Annotated in this window: 17 protein-coding genes, 1 tRNA gene and 1 pseudogene; 11 read left to right on the forward strand and 8 right to left on the reverse strand. The window is 65.4% G+C overall.

Annotated features, from left to right (window positions below; all coding sequences use genetic code 11):
- Positions 1–133 precede the first annotated feature (133 nt).
- From P1K31_RS05955 to P1K31_RS05970, 4 genes are all read left to right on the forward strand, one after another.
- Entirely contained in the window at positions 134–832 is a 699-nt protein-coding gene (locus tag P1K31_RS05955) for a CAP domain-containing protein (protein ID WP_276305370.1), read from the forward strand.
- A gap of 70 nt (positions 833–902) precedes the next feature.
- On the forward strand, positions 903–1,169 hold the full coding sequence (locus P1K31_RS05960; RefSeq protein ID WP_276305371.1) for a UPF0058 family protein: 267 nt from the start codon (positions 903–905) through the stop codon (positions 1,167–1,169).
- A gap of 271 nt (positions 1,170–1,440) precedes the next feature.
- A tRNA-Thr gene (locus tag P1K31_RS05965) sits at positions 1,441–1,513 on the forward strand.
- A 237-nt stretch (positions 1,514–1,750) separates the two neighbouring features.
- Positions 1,751–2,710: an endonuclease/exonuclease/phosphatase family protein gene (locus P1K31_RS05970; RefSeq protein WP_276305372.1), complete on the forward strand. Its 960-nt coding sequence runs from the start codon at positions 1,751–1,753 to the stop codon at positions 2,708–2,710.
- Between the two features lie 237 nt (positions 2,711–2,947).
- Here the strand turns inward: P1K31_RS05970 and P1K31_RS05975 are convergent, their stop codons facing one another.
- The gene (locus P1K31_RS05975) at positions 2,948–4,411 is read right to left on the reverse strand and encodes a hypothetical protein (RefSeq protein WP_276305373.1); all 1,464 of its coding nucleotides are present in this window, start codon (positions 4,409–4,411) and stop codon (positions 2,948–2,950) included.
- A gap of 242 nt (positions 4,412–4,653) precedes the next feature.
- On the opposite strand from P1K31_RS05975, the gene P1K31_RS05980 reads away from it, so the two are divergent.
- The 3 genes from P1K31_RS05980 to P1K31_RS21855 all read left to right on the forward strand — a co-directional run bounded on the left by P1K31_RS05980 (position 4,654) and on the right by P1K31_RS21855 (position 8,564).
- Positions 4,654–5,664: a phosphate signaling complex PhoU family protein gene (locus tag P1K31_RS05980; protein ID WP_276305374.1), complete on the forward strand. Its 1,011-nt coding sequence runs from the start codon at positions 4,654–4,656 to the stop codon at positions 5,662–5,664.
- A gap of 429 nt (positions 5,665–6,093) precedes the next feature.
- On the forward strand, positions 6,094–7,902 hold the full coding sequence (locus tag P1K31_RS05985) for an alkaline phosphatase D family protein (protein WP_276305375.1): 1,809 nt from the start codon (positions 6,094–6,096) through the stop codon (positions 7,900–7,902).
- Between the two features lie 320 nt (positions 7,903–8,222).
- Entirely contained in the window at positions 8,223–8,564 is a 342-nt protein-coding gene (locus P1K31_RS21855; RefSeq protein ID WP_368410841.1) for a twin-arginine translocation signal domain-containing protein, read from the forward strand.
- Here the strand turns inward: P1K31_RS21855 and P1K31_RS05990 are convergent.
- From P1K31_RS05990 to P1K31_RS06005, 5 genes and pseudogenes are all read right to left on the reverse strand, one after another.
- Positions 8,533–9,954, reverse strand: a complete 1,422-nt coding sequence (locus tag P1K31_RS05990; RefSeq protein ID WP_276305376.1) for a CehA/McbA family metallohydrolase — start codon at positions 9,952–9,954, stop codon at positions 8,533–8,535. The two genes, P1K31_RS21855 and P1K31_RS05990, sit on opposite strands and share 32 nt — an antisense overlap.
- A gap of 308 nt (positions 9,955–10,262) precedes the next feature.
- A pseudogene (locus tag P1K31_RS21860) lies at positions 10,263–10,846 on the reverse strand (5'-nucleotidase C-terminal domain-containing protein).
- A gap of 39 nt (positions 10,847–10,885) precedes the next feature.
- Positions 10,886–12,985 carry a DUF4350 domain-containing protein gene (locus P1K31_RS05995; RefSeq protein ID WP_276305377.1) on the reverse strand — a complete coding sequence of 700 codons (2,100 nt, stop codon included), beginning with the start codon at positions 12,983–12,985 and terminating at the stop codon, positions 10,886–10,888.
- A gap of 688 nt (positions 12,986–13,673) precedes the next feature.
- Positions 13,674–14,339, reverse strand: a complete 666-nt coding sequence (locus tag P1K31_RS06000; protein WP_276305378.1) for a hypothetical protein — start codon at positions 14,337–14,339, stop codon at positions 13,674–13,676.
- A 288-nt stretch (positions 14,340–14,627) separates the two neighbouring features.
- A complete protein-coding gene (locus P1K31_RS06005; RefSeq protein ID WP_368410885.1) occupies positions 14,628–15,011 on the reverse strand; it encodes an Hsp20/alpha crystallin family protein in 384 nt (127 codons plus the stop codon).
- Positions 15,012–15,199: 188 nt separating this feature from the next.
- Here P1K31_RS06005 and P1K31_RS06010 point away from each other — a divergent pair, with 188 nt between their 5' ends.
- From P1K31_RS06010 to P1K31_RS06020, 3 genes are all read left to right on the forward strand, one after another.
- Positions 15,200–15,472 (forward strand): DUF378 domain-containing protein, encoded by a 273-nt coding sequence (locus P1K31_RS06010; protein ID WP_276305380.1) that lies wholly within the window; start codon positions 15,200–15,202, stop codon positions 15,470–15,472.
- A 105-nt stretch (positions 15,473–15,577) separates the two neighbouring features.
- The gene (locus tag P1K31_RS06015) at positions 15,578–16,498 is read left to right on the forward strand and encodes a universal stress protein (protein WP_276305381.1); all 921 of its coding nucleotides are present in this window, start codon (positions 15,578–15,580) and stop codon (positions 16,496–16,498) included.
- Between the two features lie 140 nt (positions 16,499–16,638).
- Complete coding sequence (locus P1K31_RS06020; protein WP_276305382.1) at positions 16,639–17,325, forward strand: helix-turn-helix domain-containing protein; 687 nt, start codon at positions 16,639–16,641, stop codon at positions 17,323–17,325.
- A 129-nt stretch (positions 17,326–17,454) separates the two neighbouring features.
- Here the strand turns inward: P1K31_RS06020 and P1K31_RS06025 are convergent, their stop codons facing one another.
- Positions 17,455–17,748, reverse strand: a complete 294-nt coding sequence (locus P1K31_RS06025; protein WP_276305773.1) for a PadR family transcriptional regulator — start codon at positions 17,746–17,748, stop codon at positions 17,455–17,457.
- 1,134 nt (positions 17,749–18,882) lie between these two features.
- A complete protein-coding gene (locus P1K31_RS06030; RefSeq protein WP_276305383.1) occupies positions 18,883–19,944 on the reverse strand; it encodes a glutamate-cysteine ligase family protein in 1,062 nt (353 codons plus the stop codon).
- Positions 19,945–20,304: 360 nt separating this feature from the next.
- On the opposite strand from P1K31_RS06030, the gene P1K31_RS06035 reads away from it, so the two are divergent.
- Positions 20,305–20,547: an amphi-Trp domain-containing protein gene (locus tag P1K31_RS06035; RefSeq protein WP_276305384.1), complete on the forward strand. Its 243-nt coding sequence runs from the start codon at positions 20,305–20,307 to the stop codon at positions 20,545–20,547.

Below are 20,547 nucleotides of genomic sequence, written 5' to 3' on the forward strand. Positions count from 1 at the left end.
TGAACCGCGTCGATCGGGTCGACGCGGTTCCGTCCCGCGCGCCGCAACGCTCGGTTTCGAATCAGTCACGAAGTAGTCTGTTTTAGAGATAGTATTCGAAAATTAGATGTCTATCGGCGTCTAGCGACGGACGATGGGAAACAGGGTCCTCCTCGTCGTCATCGGCGGTCTCGTGCTCGCGTCGATGGCCGTCGGCGGCCTCCTCGGGATGCAACTGTCCGACGGGTCGGCCGCGACCGACGCGTCGTCGGACGGCTCCGCGAACGATACCGACGGGGCGAACGGGACTGGCGGTGCCGATGGGACCGACGGGACGGACGCCGGCGGGGCGGAGGGAGCGGACGAACCCGAGTTCTCCGCTGAGGAGGTCGACGCGGCGGCGATAGAGCGGGAGATCGTCGCCGTCGTCAACGCGGAGGTGCGCGCCGACGTGGCCGGGGAGGACCCGACGTTGGCGCGCGGCGAGGCCCTCGACGAGATGGCGCAGTTCCACAGCGACAACATGGCCGCGCAGGGGTACCCCTCCCACGCCGCCGCCGGCTACGACACGCTCGGGCGGTACGAGAGGTTCGACCTCTACGGTCAGTGTCGCGTCCCCGACGACACGCGCTCCGGCGTGCGCGAGGGGCGCGAACTCGAGACGATCTCGCGCGTCGAACTCGACGCGACCGACGTGCCCGACGAGCGCGCCATCGCCCGAACCGTCGTGACGCGCTGGACCGACGATCCCGACGCCCGGACGAAACTCACCTACCGCTACGCGGACCGCGTCGGGGTGGGCGTCACCGTCACCGACGGCGGCCACGTCTACGCGACGCTCGACCTCTGTTGAACGTTCGTCTCGACGCGTTTTCGTACTACCGCGAAGGTTTTAGGTACTCCTAAAACCTAGGGTGGCTATCATGAGGAAGCGAGAGCTCATCCACTATCACGCGCTGCTCGACCGCATCGCGCGATACATGCACGTACGGGGCGACCTCGCGGAGGACGCGCTCGACGAGTACAGGAACCTCGACGTCACCCCCGCTGCGGTGTACCGGTCGAAGGGCGACCACGAGGAGGCCGTCACGACGCTGGTGGACCAGCTCGCGGCGGCGGCCGAGCGCACGCTCGACCGCGACGGGAGGAAGCGGACCGACGATCGACGGGCGAGCGTCCACAGCAGTTGACGATCCGGGAGACAGCCTTACCGTCTGCGCCACCGATGAGAGAGACATGAGTGCGGCCGATCGATTCTTCCTGTTCGTCACCATCGTCGTCTTCGCCGTCATCCTCGCTGGCGTCGTGCTCGCGATCGCGCTGTGAGCCGGGGATTCGTCGGGTAGGGCCGTACGTGACCGGTACCGGACGGTCCGTCACGCCGCGACACGGCGGCGGCACTCCGCAATCCTTATACTCCTCTTGGCACCACTATCGAGTGCGTTCCGAGGCGTCGAACGCGCCGGTGTAGCTCAGCTGGCAGAGCGAATCCTTCGTAAGGATTAGGTCGAGGGTTCAAATCCCCCCACCGGCTCTTTCTCCCGGAACGAAGCGAGGAGGAACGAGCGACCGGTGGGATGAGAAACGAGGAGGAGCGCCTCCGACCGTGGTTCGAGGCCCCCACCGAGCGGAACACCCCCTCCATCACTCCGGAGTCGAACGTAGCTATCAGCGTCGGACGGGTTCGGACGTAGGCTGCCCGACGATCACCGATGGGTAAATATACGAAATATAATAGTATTACCCGGATCTGCGCGGGTCTTCCGTCGTAATGTCCGAATCAGGAGACGGACGCGACGCGGAACGGACGGTCACGGACCCGGCGACGGGTGCGGTGAAACGGCGGACGTTCGTCGTCGGCACGGGGGCGGCGGCCCTCGGCCTCGGGGCGACGAGGCCGGGCGGTGCCGCCCGGAACAGTTCGAACGAGTCGCACGCCTCGGAACCCGACGGCGAGGGCACCTCGATCAGGGTGCTCAACTGGAACATCCATCACGGCACGGGCATGGACGGGGTGTACGATCTGCGGCGGATCGCGGACCTGATCGTCCGGTCCGGTGCGGACCTGGTCGCGCTCCAGGAGGTCGATAAACATCTGGCGTCGCGGAGTCGCTGCGACGATCAGCCGAGGCGGTTGGCCGACCGCCTCGGCATGCACGTCGACTACGCCGCAAACATCACCGACTACGAGAGCAGTTGCGAGGAGCAGAGCAGGTACGGGACCGCTATCCTGACCGAGCGGAAGTACCCCATCCTCGACTCCGCGCACTACGAACTGCCGTCCCCGCAGGTCGAGGAGGGGGCGTACAACGAACCGCGCGGGCTTCAGGAGACGACCGTCGAGGTCGAGGGTGAGACGATCCGCTTCTACACGACGCACCTCGATCACCTGTTCGAACGACGACGCGCGGCGCAGGTGGAGGCGATACTGGACGCCACCGCCGACGTCTCCGACCCGCAGGTGATCACGGGCGACTTCAACGCCACGCCCGACTCGGGGCCGATAGAGGCCATGACGGGCGAGTACGTCGACGCCTTCGCCGCCGTCGGGAACGGCGATTCGTACACCTACCCCGCGGTGTACACCGACTCCGCACCCGAGAAGCGCATCGATTACGTGTTCACCAGCGCCGACGGCGTCGCCGTCGAGGACGCAGGGATCAGCGAGGAGACGCTCGTCTCCGACCACCTCCCCACCGTCGCCGACCTTCGGATCCGGCGATCCGCATAGCGCGTCACGTCCGCTCGCTTCCAAGCGGATAACGCTGACCACCGCGGGACTGTCCCTCGCGGGCGATCCGGGGATGCGTGACGGTTTTAGGGGTCACCTCTCCGGACCGCCGTACTTCGCTCGCGGTCTCCCGCTGGGATAGCAGGAGTCGGCAGGGTAGCGACGAATGGCGGCAGCCACGGCTTCGGGATCGGCCACGACCCGTTCACCGCAGCCGGCTCGGACACTCGCAGCCCTTCAACGCTCGGTGTCTCGACGCCAGAGGCAGGCGTCGGGGTTCTGAGGCGTGAGCGTGACGGAGCCGTTCCACTCGACGATGGACTCCGTGGGCAGGTAGTCGTCGCCGAGGAAAAAGGCGCGTTCGATCGACGACACGACGGTCTCGTAGTCCGCGGGCTGTTTGCCGAGCGGCACCGAGCGGGCCTCGATCGCCGCCACGTCCGTCCCGTCGGTTCCGGGGGGTAGTTCGACGGTGGTCGCGGCGGGGTCGTTCCGGACGACCGTCGCGTCAGGGTCGCCGTGATGGGACGTGTACCACGCGGAGCCGTCGGTCAGACGGACAGCGAGCGCCGTTCCTACGGCGGCCTCCTCGCTCACCGGATCCGTCTCATACGTCGTCTCCTTGTCGAACTCGACGTAGAGGTAGTTCCGCAGGTCGGACACTGCGGGGGTCGTCGTTGGCTCGTCGACGGATTCGAGCCGGCCCTCGCGGACCATCCCCTTGGCCATGATCTCGTACGTCCACGGGTTGCGATCCATCATCGCCTCGCGCGCTCGGCCCTCGGGGAGCGTCCGGGAGGGATCGAGGAAGAACCGATACCCCGTCGAGTCGTCCGGGTCGTTCACCTTCGCGACCATGTTGTTGATCGTCGACGTCTCGAGGAGCGGATGATCGCCCATCTTCGCCCCCGTGAACGGGAGCGTCGTGTGACCGTTGCCCTGGTACTCCTCGGAGACGATCTCGCCGTCGTCGTCGACCGTCACTCGGTAGATCCACTCGATGTCGGTCGTCCGACCCCAACTGCCCATTAATCCAGGCGTGTCGGTGCCGCCGTCCTCGTTCGACCAGATGACGGTGTACTCGATTGTCGTGTGGCCCGTCTCGTCGTCCGTCGACGTCGTGTGATACAGCAGGAGCGGGACGTCAGTGTACCCGTTCTCGTAGTCCCCGGCGACGTTCGGGAGGTCGCGGCCGTAGAGGACGGGCGAGTAGCGGTGAACGAGCGCGCGCTCGTCGCTCTCGGGGACGACCGACGCCGCGGTCCCGTGAACCACCGCACGATCGGACCCGACCGGCGACTTCGCCGGATCGTACGTCACCGTCACGGTGTGCTCGCCCGACTCGACCGGACCGAGCGCCAGCGGATAGGTAAACCGTTCGCCTCCCCGGAACAGGACGACGTCCTGGTTGTACTCGCCGTCGAGGGCGACGGTGACGACCGCGGACTCGCTGTTCTCCTCGATCCAGTCGGTTCCGGGTGCGGACGCGGTGAGTTCGAGGAGCGCCTCCCCCGCATCCGCCGCCTCGAAGGTCCGCCGCTCAGTCCGGGGGCGTCTCGCCGTATCGGTGTCATCGTCATCGCTGTCGGCGTTGTCGTCTGTCCCTCCGAAGACGCTGGTGGCTCCAGCGGTGGCTGCCACGGTGCCGGTGATCGCACTCAGGAACGCTCTCCGTCGGAATCCGGGCGTCGATGTTCGCATCACGTCGTGGAAGGTACGGTAGCAGGGTTTCGTTCTTTATATTATTACACTATATGGGTCAGGACACGAAAGTGACGTACGTAGCGCAGGGACCCATCACGGCGACGAAACGACGGATCGGCGTCTCGTCCTGCCCCGTATCGACGATTCTATGACGGGTCACAGAGGTACGTGGCTCTCGATAGAGCCTCGTCCCCCACATATAAACGCTGGAATAGGCCCTCATCCATCCGTCGGACGACATGGAGGCCCGGAAGGTCCAGCTGGCGGGTGGTGCCACGTTCACGGTCTCGCTTCCCAAACCATGGGCGCGGGAACAGGACGTCGAGGCAGGGTCGCTGCTGTATCTCTCGTCCGACGACGACGGAACCCTCGTGGTAAAACCGGGGGAGGGAAAAGGCGCTGAGTGGACGGCAACGATCGACGTTACTACGTACGGCAGCGAGCAGATACGCGAGACGATCCGTGCGTCCTACATCGGGGGGGTAGACCGGATCACGCTGGTCGATCGCAACGGGCACGACGCGCACCGACGGGCAGTCATCGCGGACACAGTCGCCGAACTGAGCGGCGTCGACGTCTTCGAAACGACCGAGACTCAGATCGTACTCCGGAACCTGATCGACGCACGGAACGTCTCGATAGCGAAGAACGTCGTCCGACTCCGGCTCGTCGCGCTCGCGATGCAACGGGACGCAGTCACCGCCGTCATCAGACACGACCGGACGCTCGCCGAACAGGTGATCGATCGGGACAGGGAGGCAGACAGACTGTTCACGCTCGTGATGCGTTACTTCCGTCGGTCGCTCGCGGACCTCCGCCTCGTCGAACGGATCGAGGAGTCGCGCCCGGAGTTGTTCGAATTCTACTACGTGGCCCGCCAGTGCGAGCGGATCGCGGATCACGCCGGGAAGATGGCACGGATCGCCACGCAACAGTCGACGCCCCCGGACGACACGTTTGCCGAGACGTATGCGGAACTGGCGTCCCGCTCGTGGCGGATCGTCGATACCGCTTCGGGCGTCGTCCTCGCCGACGCCGACGTCGAAACGGCCTACCGAACCTCGATCACGTGTGACGAACTCGTCGCCGACGTCGAGACGGCCGAGCGCGAACTCTACACGTACGAGTCGGCGTCCGAGGCCCACCGTTACGGGGTGCTGCTGGATTCGGTGAAGCGAACCGCTGAGTACGGAAACAACGTGGCAGAGATGGCGATCCAGCGGGAGATACGCGAAACGATGGCACAGTGACTTCGCGCGTGCATCTCGAAGTATCTGTATCGTATTATCGTATTTACCTGACTTGAGGCGCTAAGACCCCTTCCTCAACGCACGAGCGAAGCGAGTGAGTAGGGAGGGGATACAGCGTCCCCAGCCGTCTGTCCCGTCTTCAGCACCATACTCCGTCGAGACTTCGACTGAACGCTCCAGTGAGTGTGACGACCAGTTCCACAGGTCGTCGCAGGGTTCGCCGCCTACCTGTTGGTTTCAGGACATCCTGGCGACAAGTGGACGGCACGAGCAACCGGCTTTATGAGGTACTGAAATGGAGCTACGTTTTTCCATAAACTGGTACGGATAATATGGTAGCAGCGGATAGCGGTTCCACTCTGGGCGTAGGCGTCCAGAATCTATGAAGTGCAAGCATAAGCCGACTAGCCGGGGCTTTCCACGTGACTCATGTCCGATACCGACGATACATCGGTCACTAGCAGGCGTAACGTACTCAAATCGATCGGCGCGGTCGGGATCGCCGGCGTCTCCGCTACGCTGCTCGACGCCGACATCGTCCACGGACTCCGGCCCGAACAACTCGAGTCCAGCGAAGTCGACTGGTCCGCCGACAGTTCTCCGAAGGAGGTGTTCCCCCTTTCGGTCGTGAGCGGCGGGCCGACGGACTCCGGGGCGATTCTCTGGACCAAGCTCGCCGAAGACGCCTACGTGTCGTCCCAACCGGCGTACGTGCAGGTCGCGAGAGACGGGGACTTCTCCGACCCGGTCTACGAAGGACGTATTCAGCCCGGGAAAATCAAGCCGGAGAACAACCACGTCATCAAGATCGATCTCGACGGCGAACTCCCCCCGGATCAACATCTGTACTACCGATTTCACTATGACGGAACGACCAGTCAGACTGGTCGGTGCCGGACACTCCCCGAACCGGACGCGAGCGTCGACAGCGTCGCGCTGGCAGTTGTCACCTGCCAGTCCTACCAGAGCGGGTACTATCCGGCGTACAACTACATCGCCAACGAGGATGTCGACTACATCGTCCACCTGGGCGACCAGATCTACGAGGGGGGAGGTGAGTCACCGTTCGAAGGCCGATCGATCGAACTGCCGAGCGGGAACGACGAGGCGTGGACGCTCGAGGACTACCGACACCTCTGGAACACCTACCGGGGAGACGAGTTCTTCCAGCGGGCGCTCGAACGGCACAGCCTGATCCCAACCTGGGACGATCACGAAATCGTCAACAATCCGTGGTGGGATTACGAAGAGGACGTCCCGGTGACCGAAGACCACCCGAAGGGCGACGACGGGGAGTTTATGACCCAGCTGTTCATCGACGCGATCCAGGCCTGGTGGGAATACAACCCCGCGCGGGTCATGTACGATCCGAGCGCGGAGCACCTCCACGAGCGCTTCCACATGTGGCGCTCGGTCCGCTTCGGTGACCTGCTCGAACTCCCCGTCACCGACGAGCGCCTGTTCCGATCACCGCCACCGGGCGGCGATGCAGCCGGCCAGCGCCAGATCGGTGTCCCTCCGCACGCTCCCGAACGCGACGACGGCGACCGGACGATGCTCGGCTTCGAGCAGCGTGAATGGTTCCTCGAGACGCTCAAAGAGACAGACGCGACCTGGAAGGCGTGGGCGAACGAGCGGGCGGTCGCGGAGTTCGTCATGTCGTTCGAGGACGACGGGCAGTTCTGGCGTAACTACGACGCGTGGGACGGCTACGAACACGAGCGCAAGGAAATCTTGGGCCAACTCGAACATTTCGACGTCGACAACTTCCTCACCTTCACCGGTGACTGGCACACGAGTTTCGTCGCCTATCTACTGAACGATTACGAAGACGTGTTCCAGCGAACGCCGATCCCCTCCGAGGAAGAACTCGTCGGGATCGAATTTATGACGCCAGGGCTGTCGAGTAACGGATGGGCGTCCGACTTCTGGGGGGCGGAGGATCGGACGAGCGTCGAGTCCGAGTCCCCGCGTCTCACCAACGAGACGTGGCAAGAGACCGTGCTCGAAGAGAACGCCCACTTCGAGTTCATCGACGTGAAGTACAACGGCTACTCGGTCGCCGAGTTCACCCCCACGGAGTTCACGTGGACGACGTATGCGGTCGACGATACGGTGAACGAGCCGGACGCCGCCCGCGGGGTACTCCGGAAGTATCGAGTCCCGGAAGGGACAGTTGCTCTCGAAGAACTCCGGGCTAACGACTCCCCTCTCCCGGAGGAGAGCGCCGACATCTAACTATCTACTCGTCCGGAGACCCGTTTCTGTTGCTACGAACGCTTGACGACATCGGGGCGGCCGTTAATGCACAGCTCTGTCCACGCTCTGCAGACGGGGCTGAGAGCAACGAAGTGACGTTTTGACGCGTTCCCTCTGTAACTGGGTGGGGTGCGTCGTGAGGGTACCTCTGTATGATTCTGACGCCCACGTTCGAACCACATGGCACCTATTCTACTATTTCCGTTACCCCTGGCGGATTGGAGGCTCAGGTGGGATGATTCAGGCAAGTGAACTGCCAAGATGAGTTCTATACCCGTTGGATAATGTCTTGCGCTCGTATGGACCTAGACGATCCATCGATCCCAGACCCGGATTCGGACAGCCGACGCGGATTCCTCCGCAAAACTGGTGCGGCCGCCGCTATCGTCGGTATCGGTGCCTTGGTACCGCGCTCACCGCCATCGACGACGTCGAGGAGTTCACCTTCGCGGTCGCGTCCTGCCAGCAGTACCCGGATGACTTCTACGCCGCCTACCAGCACATGGCCGAGTCGCATCTCGGCCGCACCCCCGTCACAGGGCTCGGGCAGTCTTCCCGAGGCGGGAGTCGGGTTAGACCGGGTTGCGAACCCGACGCGCGTCGGATTCGTCAGGCCCGGCCGAGAAAAACGGGGTTGGTGAGCGCCAGCATGTCGCCGTCGGCGGTCCGAAGTTCGATCCGGACGAACGCCGACGCCTCCGCGGTGGTCTCGTAGGCGATTCGCTGCCGGTCCTCCGTCACGGACACCGTCTTCACGATGCTGTCCTGCGTGTGGAACGTGACCTCGGACCCCGGCGCGCCGCGGACGGCGAGTTCGACGGTGATCGGGGCCTTCGGCGGTCGTTCGAGGCGCTCCCCCGGGATGGCTTCGTGGGAGCCGGAGACGGCCCGAACGTCGAGCGTGATGGCGTCCGATTCGACGACGTAGGAGCGACCCGCCGCGAGCCCCGCGAGAACCGCGTCCCTCCCCAGCCGAGGGGCGTGAACGACCGTGTGCGGTACGCCGATGTCGTCCTCGTAGTCGTGGGCGTCGCTGGCCCCGACGGCCGGGAGGTACCGCCCCTCCCGGAGCATGCGGTCCCAGGTCTGGACGGCGGCCTCGTCCTCCCACGTCCAGGGACCGTTCCACACCTCGACCGCGTCCATCCGCTCGTAGTCGAACCGCCAATCGCAGCCCTTGTACGGGCAGAACGGGTGGTTGGCGACCGCGATACCGCCGACGTCGTGAACCTCCTCGACGAAGCGCGAGAGGGCGTCGTCGTCGGGCGCGTACCGCCAGTCGATCCACTGCTCCGGTTCGAGACCGAGCGCGCCGAAGTGGCCGGCACGCGTGGTGATCTCCTCCCCGTTGAGGATGAGGAAGTCCGAGCGCGCGTGCCTCCCCCAGACGAGGTTGGCGGTCGTCGTGTTGTGATCGGTCGACACCAGGAAGTCAAGCCCCGCGTCCACGGCTCCGTCGACGAGGTCGCCGGGCGTGTACTCGCCGTCGGAGTGCACGGTGTGGAGGTGGAGGTCGCCGCGGTACCAGCCCGGTTCGTCGTTGATCGGTTCGTCCGAGACCGGACGCGGCTCGAACGCCGGTTCCGGCTCTCCCGATCGCATCGTCACCTCGATGGTGTAGTCGATCCCCTCCGCGCCGACGCGATACGGCCCGAGGATGACGTTCCAGGTGCCGGGTTCGATCTCGCCCGGGTAGTATCCGGGCGTGGCCTCGGAGCGCGAGATCGTGAACTCGGAGCGAGCGCCGCCGGACCAGCCGCGGAAGCCGTCGCCGTTCCCCAGTTCGTGTCCGTCGGGATCGGCCATCCCGATGTCGAGGAGGTTCTCGGCGGACTTGTCGTAGTCGTAGCTGACGTGCAACTCCGTCACGCCCTCGTCGACGTCGACCGGGACGTAGAGCCAGTTCGGGGCGTCGGGTTCGATATGCCCCGTGATTCGCTTTCTGCGCACGCCCGATGGCGTCGCGTTCACGTCCGCTATCTCGGCGGTCGCGAGACCGACCGCCCCGAGTCCGCCGATCGATCGAAGCACGGTTCGTCGGCTGAGATTCCCGTCGTCTGTGGGCATCGTAGGACGGTTTTATCCGTCTGCGTTCGAGCGATAAGAATTTATAATATCCGACAATAGTCCACTGGATCGGCACGGACACCTCTAGACGTGTCGGGTAGACGTTCGCGTGTGAACGGTGGGGTAGGATCGGTCGGCTGCGCTCGCTCGCGCCGACCGGACGAACGTTCGCGACCCGTCGGGGAGCGCGGTGAGTCGACGGGTCGCGAGCCGAGGCCGAGAATCGGGCTACAGGCGGGTGATCCGTCCCTGAACGTCGGGCGAGATGGGCGTCAGCGCCTCGACGCGGTCGGTGACGAGCTCCGAGAGGAGTGCGCCCTCGTCGGCGGTGACGAGTCGGGGGCGTCGACGAGCACGTCGTAGCCGTCGCCGCCGCTCGCGACGAACGACTTCGTCGCGAGCGTGTACGTCGCGTCCACGTCGATCGGTTCCGAACCGATAGCCGCCGAGACGATGCGACTACCCGTGGGTCTCTGGGATCGTACCGGTACTGCACGCCGCTCACCTCTGGGAAGCGGCCGGACAGTTGCTCGACCCTGCTGACGCCGTTTTCGAGCGCCGACAGCAGGACGTCGCCGGACACGCGAAGTTCGACCGCGTAGTTGGGAAACGGCAGGACGTTGACGATCCGTCTCTTGGCGATGTCGTCCGGCGGGTAGAGCGTATCCGTACGAATGCCGCCGCCGTTCATCAGTGCGACGTCCGCACCCACGCTGGCGCGCAGGCCGTCGGCGACGAGGGTTCCGACGTTCGACTCCGTCCGCCGGACGGTTTCGGTGCGGGCGTCCAGCGCGACCGTCGACCGGCCGACGACGACGCCCAGTCGCTCGTCGAGTTCGCCGTAGTAGCGCTCCATCACCCGCTCGACCGCTGGATGGGGGGAGAAGCCGTCCCGCTAGCTGTAGGGGCTCCACAGCGAGAAGTCGGACGTGTTGCGGTTCGTCGTGTACAGCAAGGCGGGGTCGCCGCCGACGTTGTGGGTGTCGTCGAAGACGTGGTCCGCGTTGAGACGCAAGTCGGTCCCTAACGCGTCGGCGAGGTCGTTGAGGTTCGCCCGCGTGTCCGGCATGATCCTGCCGTGGCCGCTCCCCATCAGGACGATCGCGCCGCCGTTACTCCCGAAGGTGTTCAGCGCGTCGATCTCCGCGGTGGTGTAGCACGACCGGGGGGACGTCACGATGACGGCCCGGGCCGTAGAGAGGGCGTTGTCGCCGGCCCCGTCGAGCGTGTTGACCTGCTCGAAGGCGATGCCCTGGCCTTCGAGGTAGCGCTGGTAGGCGACGGCGTCCTCGTTCGACAGCGCGTGGGGTTCGTTGAACTGGCCGTGGCCGCCCTCGACGAGGATCTGACCCGATGCCTCCGACAGCGAGTCGACGAGGTTCGTCAGGAACACCTCGTGCTCGAAGTCGGTGACGTCGTCCCGGTACCTCTCGTCGATCGGCAGTCCGCCGACGAGGGCGACACGAGCGCTCGAATCGACGCCGACCAGCGGAACGTCGCCTCCGTACTCGACGCCGCCTCTGAGATCCTGGGTGGCCGTGCTCTCGGCGAACACCGGCACCCGTGCGGGCGAGATCTCACCGCTGCCGGTACGAACGCTCGCGGCGTTGGGAACGAAGACCTCCTCGACGGCCCGGTCGCGGACCTCGGCTGTGTTCTCCGGGTCGCTCTCCCGCCAGACGCGTCGTCCGTTCGCCCGCGCGTCGTCCTCCGCGTTCCAGAACGCGTCGTGCTTCGTCAGGTTCGAACCGTACACGCGAGCGTAGCCCCGCTCGATGATCTCCCGATTGAACAGCGTGTCGACGCTACCGTCGCCGTCCCCGTCGTAGTGGACATAGGCCAGCAGCCGACCGAACGGATCCCGGACGTCCTCCGCGGGGTCGATCTCGATCTCGACTGTCTCCCCCTCGAGTTCCCCCGTGGCGTAGTCCTTGGCGCTCTCGCCCCAGTCGGAGAGGTACCTGTCGTCCTCGATGCCCTCCCACTCCTCGATCTTCTCGTACTGGCCGTTTCGCTTGGTCTCCGGCGAGTCGAACCCGAGCAGGCGGACCTCGGCCGACGAGCCATCCGCGAACGTGACGTCCACCGTGTCGCCGTCCGTGACGCTGTCGACGGTCGCCACGTAGCGGACGCCCGCGTCGAGTCCGATCCCGCCGCGGTCGGCGAACAGGTCGAAGGCGTTGACGTTGAACTGACTGGTCGTGACGTCGAAGGTATCGCCGCCGACGTTGTTGGTGTCGTCGTTGACGTCGTCGTCGTTGAACCGGTAGGCGAGGTCGAGGCGGGACGCGACGTCGTTGAGGTTCGCCGTCTCGTCGTAGTCGCCGTAATCCGACTGATCGTGGAGGAACAGCGCCCCGCCGTTCGCCACGAAGTCCGCGAGTTCGTCGAGTTCCGCGGAACTGAACGGGTCGCTGGGCGAGGTGATGACGGCGGCGTCGGCGTCCGGGAGGTCGCTCGACAGGGACGCCGTCGGCGTCACGGTGTACCCGTTGTTCTCGGCGTATCGTTCGAACGTCGAACACGTATCGAGCGTGTAGTACTGCCCGTGGCCCTCGTCCCAGAGGACGGTACCGGAACCGCCGAGTTCCGCGTCCCAGGCGTTCAGGACGAACTCCTCGTTCCCGTAGTCGAAGTCGATCTCGCCGTCCTGGAGCAGGATCGCGCCGAAACCGTAGACGCCGGCGTCGACGGAGACCAGCGGAATCGGGGTGAGGTCGTCGTACGCGTAGGCGTCGCCGTTACCGTCGTCGTCGGTGTTCGTGGCGGCCGGTTCGGCCCAGACGGCGACGACCGACTCGTCGGTCAGCGCCTCGTAGTTCGGGTCGACCTGACTCGCAGCCGAGTAGAACTCGATCCGGGGGACGGTGTCCGTGGCGCTGCAATCGGATCCCGCCGCTGCGGAGACGGGCGTCGCGACGTGTTCGAGTGCTGTGCCCCCGGCGACCGACGCGGTCGCGAGGAGTTGCAGGAATCTGCGGCGTCGAAACCTCATCGCGAATTTATCGCGAATATTTTGTATTGAAATTTTATAATAGCTCAACGGGAATGTATAGAGAAGAACGAGCGTCACCGTATCCGTACCCTACCGGATTCCGAGTTGCGAGCCGGGGGCTCCACGGTTGTCACCCGTCCCGGTCCGCGTTCGCGTTCGCGTTCTCGCACCGAGAGCGGAGCGCGATGGCCGGGCAGCTCCGGCGAAGGGCCGGGGAGTCCGGTCGGGCCGTCGGGGGACGCGATGTAGTCCGTCCTCGTGGGGTCGCTCGACGAACAAGTGATCCCGGAACCCCTGGAGGTAGCGATGCGCGGCGGTCGTGCTCGCGGCGATCTCACGTCCCCGCCTGTATCTACGGACGCGAACTCGACCCGCCCGAGCGACTGCGTTCGGCAACGGACGTCCCGCTCCCTCCCCTCTATACGCGGGGAGGGGGAGACGGTTGGAGTCTGGTGATCCGTTGCGTTCCCACCTGTGTTTCGGTCCCGTCCGCTGACGGGGTCACACGCGAGGCACGACGTCCCCACGGCGACAGTCGATCATCACCTCGGCGGCAATTAGTTATGTACCGGATAGTTATGAAAAATATACGGATAACCGGGTCGCACGGGAGGAACTACCGCGGCGAGGGTGGAAAACGACGCGGCGTTCGTCACCGGCACTCCTGCACCCGCACACGGCGCGGCGCTCACGCCTCGGTCGCCCTCCGCTCGGTCACGGCGTAGCCCTCGGCCTTCAGCGCCTCCCGAACGCGCCGGTCGAGTCGCTCCGCTACCTCCTCGCTGAAGCCGCCCCGCGGCTCGTCCGCCTTCCAGAGGTAGATCTCGTTCGACCCGGGATCGACGAACCGGTAACGACGACCGTACTTCAACCCGTTGTCGCCGTAGGCGACCACGGAGACGTACGGCCGGCCGGTGTACCGGGTACCGGACCCCTCGCCCTCCGGGTCGTAGTCCCCCCACCGACCGACCTGATAGACGCTTACCCACTCGAAGTCGGTGAGGTTCGTGGAGTATCGACCGATCGCCAGGCCCTTCTCGACCTCCTCGCGGGGCCACGTGACCCCCTCGCCCGTGTCGATATCACGGCCGACCGTGATCTCGGGGGTGATGTCGACGACCTCCCACGTCTCCAGCGTCGGCGATTCCATCCCGATCTGTTCGCGGTGGAACGCATCGCCCTCCTGCAGGTAGTCGCCTTCCCGGACGTGAATGTAGGCGGGACTCCCCATCCGGAGTTCGACGTAGATCTCTTCGGGGTCGCTTCCGAAGCGGGCGTCGAGACCTTCGAACCGCCTGGTCGTCGTGGTCGTGCTCGTCTCTTCGTCTGCGGGGTCTTCCTCGTATCTCTTCATGGTTGGTCACACCTCTCCGCGGCCGTCACCTCCTCACGGGAGACCTGACCGCGCGGCCCGAACGGGCGGGCCGCGCGGTCGGCATACCGATTGACGGCGAGAGGACCGCCGTTTCCGTGCGTCGGGGAGACTCCGTCGGATACCGAGTCGGTTCGTTCCGGACGACCCGCACGGGCACTCGCTCGGAAATCACCGGGTAGAGTCGGCGGCTAACCGCTACGCTGGCATCTGACGTTACGCGCTGTGGGAGATCTCGAGGGGCGTCCGACGGGCCGAAGGCCGCGACGGTCAGCCCTCGATCTCGATCCGCGTGCCGCGGGTCGTCGCGTCCGCGGGGATGGGTAGCGTCACCTCGAGGACGCCGTTGCGGTACGAGGCGCTCACGTCGTCCACCTCGATGTCCTTGGGGAAGCGGAACGACCGGTGGAACGTCTTCTCGCGACCGAGCGATTCGTCCACGTGCTCGGCTGCGACGTTGAGCCGGCCGTCGTCCCACGTGACGGTCATCTCGTCCCGCTCGAAGCCGGGCACGTCGACGGTCAACACGAAGGCGTCGTCCTCCTCGTAGAGTTCGACGCCCTCGAAGGCGTCCCCGAACAACCCGCTCGGGAACAGGCGGGACGGCAGGCCGATACCCTGCGTCCAGCTGTTCGGTGTCGTTACTGGCAGCATCTCTTTCACCTCCCTGTTCGAAGGCGAGTACACCGCGATACGACATCACCTTTTCGGTATATTTGTTACTTAATCGAGTTTTGATCCGCGTTATGGAGGTTATATCGAATATTAATCTTAATTCGGCAGAAAATGGCGATGTCTTTTTACTCGGAACTGCCCTATACACGTTCTGGAGGTGACGCACAGTGAAGTACGAAGGACAGATCCGCGCCAGTCCCGTCGACTGGGCCTCCCTCGCCCTGGTCATCGTGGGCGCGCTCGTATGGGGGCTCGTCGGGCTCGGGATGTTCGTCGAGGCGAACTGGAACGTCGTGAACGTCCTGCTCGGCTCGGTCCCGACCGTCGAGGCGCTCGTCTACCTGCTGGTGGGCCTCGCCGGCCTGTACGAGTTGTACTTCGCCTACCAGCTCTACGGAGCGCGCTCCGCGGAGATGTCTGCGAAGGAGAAAACGGCGTGACGGGCGGCGCGACGGACTGATTTTTCGACGCGATCGATCGCAGACGCCCCCGTTGTTAACGATTAACTCCCGTATTTTTTATAACGCGAGCGCGAAGGCGGGGGTATGGACTTCACACCGTTCACAGCGACGTGGCTGGGAGACGGGAGAGATCTCCCGGACGGGACGGCCCACATCGCGGGAGAGCTCACGGGAGAGCGCATCCTCGTGCCGCTCCTCGCCCGGGAGGCCCCGGCGGTCACCGACCAGATCGAGATCGCGGCGACCCTCGCGCGGGCGACGGACGCGTCCCTCCACATCACGAACCCCATCAGGGTACCCGAACAGACACCGATGGAGTTCCGCGAGCAGGTCGCGACCGACGACGACCACGAGCTCCTCGACTGGGCGCTGAATCAGGCCTCCGCGTTGACGTCGCGGGTGGACGGGGGGTTCCTGTACAGCCGTCGGATCGTCAAGGGCGTCCTCCGCACGATCGCGACCCACGACGTGGACACGCTCGTCCTCCCGGGGAGTTCGCCGAAGGACCTCCTCCGCCGGAAGGTCACGGAGCAGATCGCGGCCCACGCCGAGTGCGACGTCGTCGTCGTCAACGGGCGAAGCGGCTACGGCGAGGTGCCATCGATCCTCCTCCCGATCGCCGGCGGCCCCCACTCCGGCCTGGCGACGGACGTCGCCCGGCAGATCGCCGAGGACTGCGACGCGTGGATCGATATCCTCCACGTCGTCGAGGAGGACGCCCCGGATCGTCGACGGGACGCCGCCGAGGAGTACGTCGACGCGGCGTACGAGCGCATCGAGCGACCCGAGACCACCACCACCTGGATACTCGAAGCGGCCGACACCGTGGAGGCGATCATCGAGCAGTCGCGGTACTATCCACTCACCGTGATCGGTGCGCCGACCAAGGGCTCGCTGCGGCAGTTCATCTACGGCTCCACGAACCGGTCCGTCCGCGCGAACGCCCGGAGCGTGGTACTCTCGGCACAGAACGACCACACCGCGGGTCCGCTCGCCGACGGCTGACGGTCCGGCATCTCCCGGAGACGGAGTTCGGCGAGCGGACGGCGGCCGACGGTCGATCCCGCGAGAGTGTCCCGGAACGGTTTCTGTCCCCGCGATCCGCCAATGACGATATCCGGTCCCGAGGACTGGTATCACGTATAATGTCGGGGACCATCGCGGAGATCGGAGTTCCAACGGACAAATTCGCGCTTCACGAGACGCTGAAGCGACACGAGGGGGTGACGTTCGAGATCGAACGCGTCGTCGCCTACGATGCCGGCCGCGTCATGCCGTACCTCTGGTCGAGCGGAATGGACGGCGAGGCGCTGACGACCGCGCTCGGGAGCGATTCGAGCGTCGAGACGGTTTCGCTGTTCTCCGACGTCGACGGCGAGCAGTTGTTTCAGGTGGAGTGGGCAGGGTGGGTGCGGACGCTCGTCCGGCAGTTCGTCGAGGAGGAGGCGACGATACTCGCGGCGACTGCCTCCCACGACGGCTGGCAGTTTCGCGTGCTCTTCCCGAACCGGGAGGCGCTCTCGCGGACGCACGACGCCTGCGGAGGGAAGGATATGGACTTGAAGTACCTGAAGGTCCACCAGATGAACGCCGAACGCCCCGGCACGCTCGGCCTGACGACGGCCCAGCACGAGACGCTCGGCGCGGCGCTCCGACACGGCTACTACAAGGTCCCCCGCGGCGTCACCACCGCCGAACTCGCCGACGAACTCGGCATCTCCCACCAGGCGCTCTCCGAGCGCCTTCGACGCGCCCACGAGGCGCTCGTCGAGCACGCCCTGATGAGCGAGCGGGCGTTCGACGGCGAGACCGTAGAGAGGGAGGCGGAGTAGCGCGGATCGCCCCGGCGGACGGCCGAACGCCCGCGAACCGCCGGCCCCGAGCGTTCGTCGGCGATACGTCGCCGGGGGCGTTCGGGCTACGGGCGGGGACGTCTGCCGACGCCGGGGTCGGAATCGGCGTCAGGAACCGCTGGAGGTTTCGAAGGGTAGGTACCCGTCTTCCCACTCCTTGCGGGCGGCGAGCGCCTCCCTCCCCGTCTCCGAGAGCACGTAGTAGTTGGTGCGGCGATCGACCCGACCCTTCTCGACGTACCCCCGGTTGACGAGCGTGTCCAGGTTGGGGTACAACCGGCCGTGGGTGATCTCGCCGTCGAACGCGGCCTCGAGGTCGTCCTTGAGCTGCTGACCCGACGGGCGGTCGTGGCCCGCGATCGCGTACAGGAGGTCGCGCTGGAACCCCGTGAGTTTGAACAACGTCATGCCACCACCCTCTCCCGGACGGACCATAGTTAATCGGCGTATCACCCGCGCCGTCGGTCGTTACTCGGTACGACGGCATCGGTGGATCGCGTGATCGGCGCGGGAGATTCGCCCGGACGGAGCGCAGCCGAGTCAGTCGACGATCGGGCAGAGAGAACGGGCCGCCGGTCCCCTTCGATTGATGGCACACGATTCGGCGGCGGGGTCCGGCAGGCCGCGATCGCAGATCGGGCACGCACCTACCTCGGGGAGTCCCCTCTCCCACCTGTGTCGGTCACGTCCCGTTCGAACAGGAGCTCAGTGGTCGCGGAACGACCGGGCCGTGACCGTCCGATGGCGTGTAGCTGTCGCGCCCTACCGAATCGATGACACCGCACTAACGTCTATCTTTCGGTCATTGGGTATTTTTCTGTAATAAATTGGTGAGAGGGTGTCGAGACGGCGAACCTACCGTTCGCCGAGCGTTAGAGCCCCCGATACGCGAGTATCCGGTCCATAACGACGTATGGCCGATAGTAACGGCCGAGGAGGGAGTGCGCCCCGAGCGCTCATCCCACCCGCGTGCGCTGGAGATGACCGAACCGGCCCGTCAGGCGTTCACCGACCACTCACCCTCCACCCACTCGCCGTCCGACGGCGATCCCGAGGCGGTCGTCGATCCCGCGGAGCAGCCGCTTCGAGGATCTGTCGGGAGACGCGCTGGACAGAGGTAGTTTCGAGCGACGGGGATGGGGACACGATCACCGACGAACGGTACGGTGTCGGTCAGTCCGCGAATTCGCCCAAATCAGCCCGCTACCCGAGGAGTCGGTACGGATGAGTCCACTTCTCAGTGGGTCCGAACCAAAACGGGGCAACAGCCGACCACGGATTCGTGCGGTTCACCAGCCTCCGAAACGGTGACATCCCCACCTGAATCCCCCCTCTGGAGCAGCGACGAACCGTGGTCAGTCGTGCCCTGTAACACCACGCACATGGCAGCAGGATATACCTATTTGCCGGGGGCGTGAAACTCCGGGGCGCGAACCGTTCTCCCCCGAACGGCGGACGCGAGCGGGCACCGCGTCCGCGTCGAGCGCGATCCGCGCCGGGACCGCACGGTCTGCGGTCGAGCGCACCGGGACCACCTCACGAGAGGCGTTCGACGTCGGCCTCGAGTTCGTCCGCGAACCGGAGTCGGATCTCCAGGGCCCGCTCCCGGGGGATCGTCCAGTTCCGTTCGATCCGGTCGGCGATCGGATCGTACCGGGTGACGTCGAACCCCATCGTCGCGAGGTAGTCCTGGACGCGAAGCGAGCGGAGTCCGTCGCTGATCGCCTCCCTGCTCAACTCCTGCAGTTCCGAGAACGGCGGCACGCCGATGCGGTCGGCCCACACCCCGGTCTCGCCGACAGCGACCTCCTTGTACTCCGTCTGGGCGAGGAGTCGCTCGACGTCCTCGACGAGTCGCAGCGTCTGACTCGGGAGTGCGGTGTCCGGCGCGCGCCACTCGACGGTCGGCGACTGCTCGCGCAGCCGAACCGGGGTGAACACCGAACTCTCCGGCGGAAAGTACCGCTCGAACTGCTCGCGGTCGATGCCGACCTCCTCGGCGATCCGCCGGAGGTCCCGGTGGTGCTCCTCGACCCGAGCGTTCCACTCCTCTATGTCCGAGACGTAGTCCCAGAGGTCGCGGTAGCGGGCGAACTCCCGGTGAGCCTCGTAGCGGTAGACCGCCGCCCGCGACGAACTGGCGACCTGGCTGCTGCTGTAGTACGGCGAGGAGTTGACGAGTGCGAGCGCGGGGTCGAGACCCGTGAGTAGATTCAACTGCCGGACGACCTCGGCCTTGTCGAAGTGGACGTGGGTTCCGGCGCAGTGTTTCGCGTACTCCAGCTCCTCGCCGTAGATCCGCTGGAGGACCTTCCCCCGCTCGCTGGTTATCGAGAGCGATTCGCGGGCCAACGGCGACCCGAGCGGGACGAGGCGGTAGCCGTACTCGTCGACCAGTTCCAGCGTCGCTTCGAGTCGGTCGACGAGCGCCGTCCGGAGCTCCTCGTGGGAGGACGCGGGCGGCGTGAGCACCTCGAGGAGCGGCGGGATGAACTCCTCCTCGAGGAAGTCGTGGTCCGCCGGGAGTTCCGACGGAACGGCGATGAGTTCGCCGTCCCCGTCCACGAGCCAGTATTCAACTTCGAGTCCTATCTTCATGATATCATCACGGAGCGTCGAGCGCGCCGGTCTCCGGAAAACGTCGGGCGACCACGTCGGCGCGATCTCGCGTCGATCTACTCGTCCAGCGGGGAAAACGCCACCGGCGCGTCGGTATCGGTCCGACCGGATGTACGGGGAGGCGATCCGACCACTCATTGCCTTTGCAACAGTATCGGGAGTGTACCGATTTCGGTGGGGCCGAGAGTGGACGGCCGCGACGGAGGAGCCGGACGCGACCGTCGGGAACGGCCGACGAAAGACGCGAGAGTCGCGTTACTTCTCCGGGTCGAGAACGGGGTCCTGTGTCTGCGCGCAATGCTTTCATAACTTTCCGTCACGTACTTTGTAGTCGGACCCATGACTGAGACGACATCATTCGAGGAGGAGATGACGCGGGACGAACTCGCGTCGTACCTCCACAGCATCGCCGACGAGTTCGCCCGCGGCGAGGGCGAGGGGGCGACCATCCAGGTCGGGAACAAGCGCGTCTCGCTCCAACCGGGAAACGAGGTCGCCTGCGAGGTGAACGTGAAGGAACGCTCGGCGCTCATCAGGAAGGGCCGCCAGGAGATGACGATCACCATGAACTGGAGGACGTGA

This window comes from Halomarina halobia, from assembly GCF_029338575.1.
Taxonomy (GTDB): Archaea; Halobacteriota; Halobacteria; order Halobacteriales; family Haloarculaceae; genus Halomarina; species Halomarina halobia.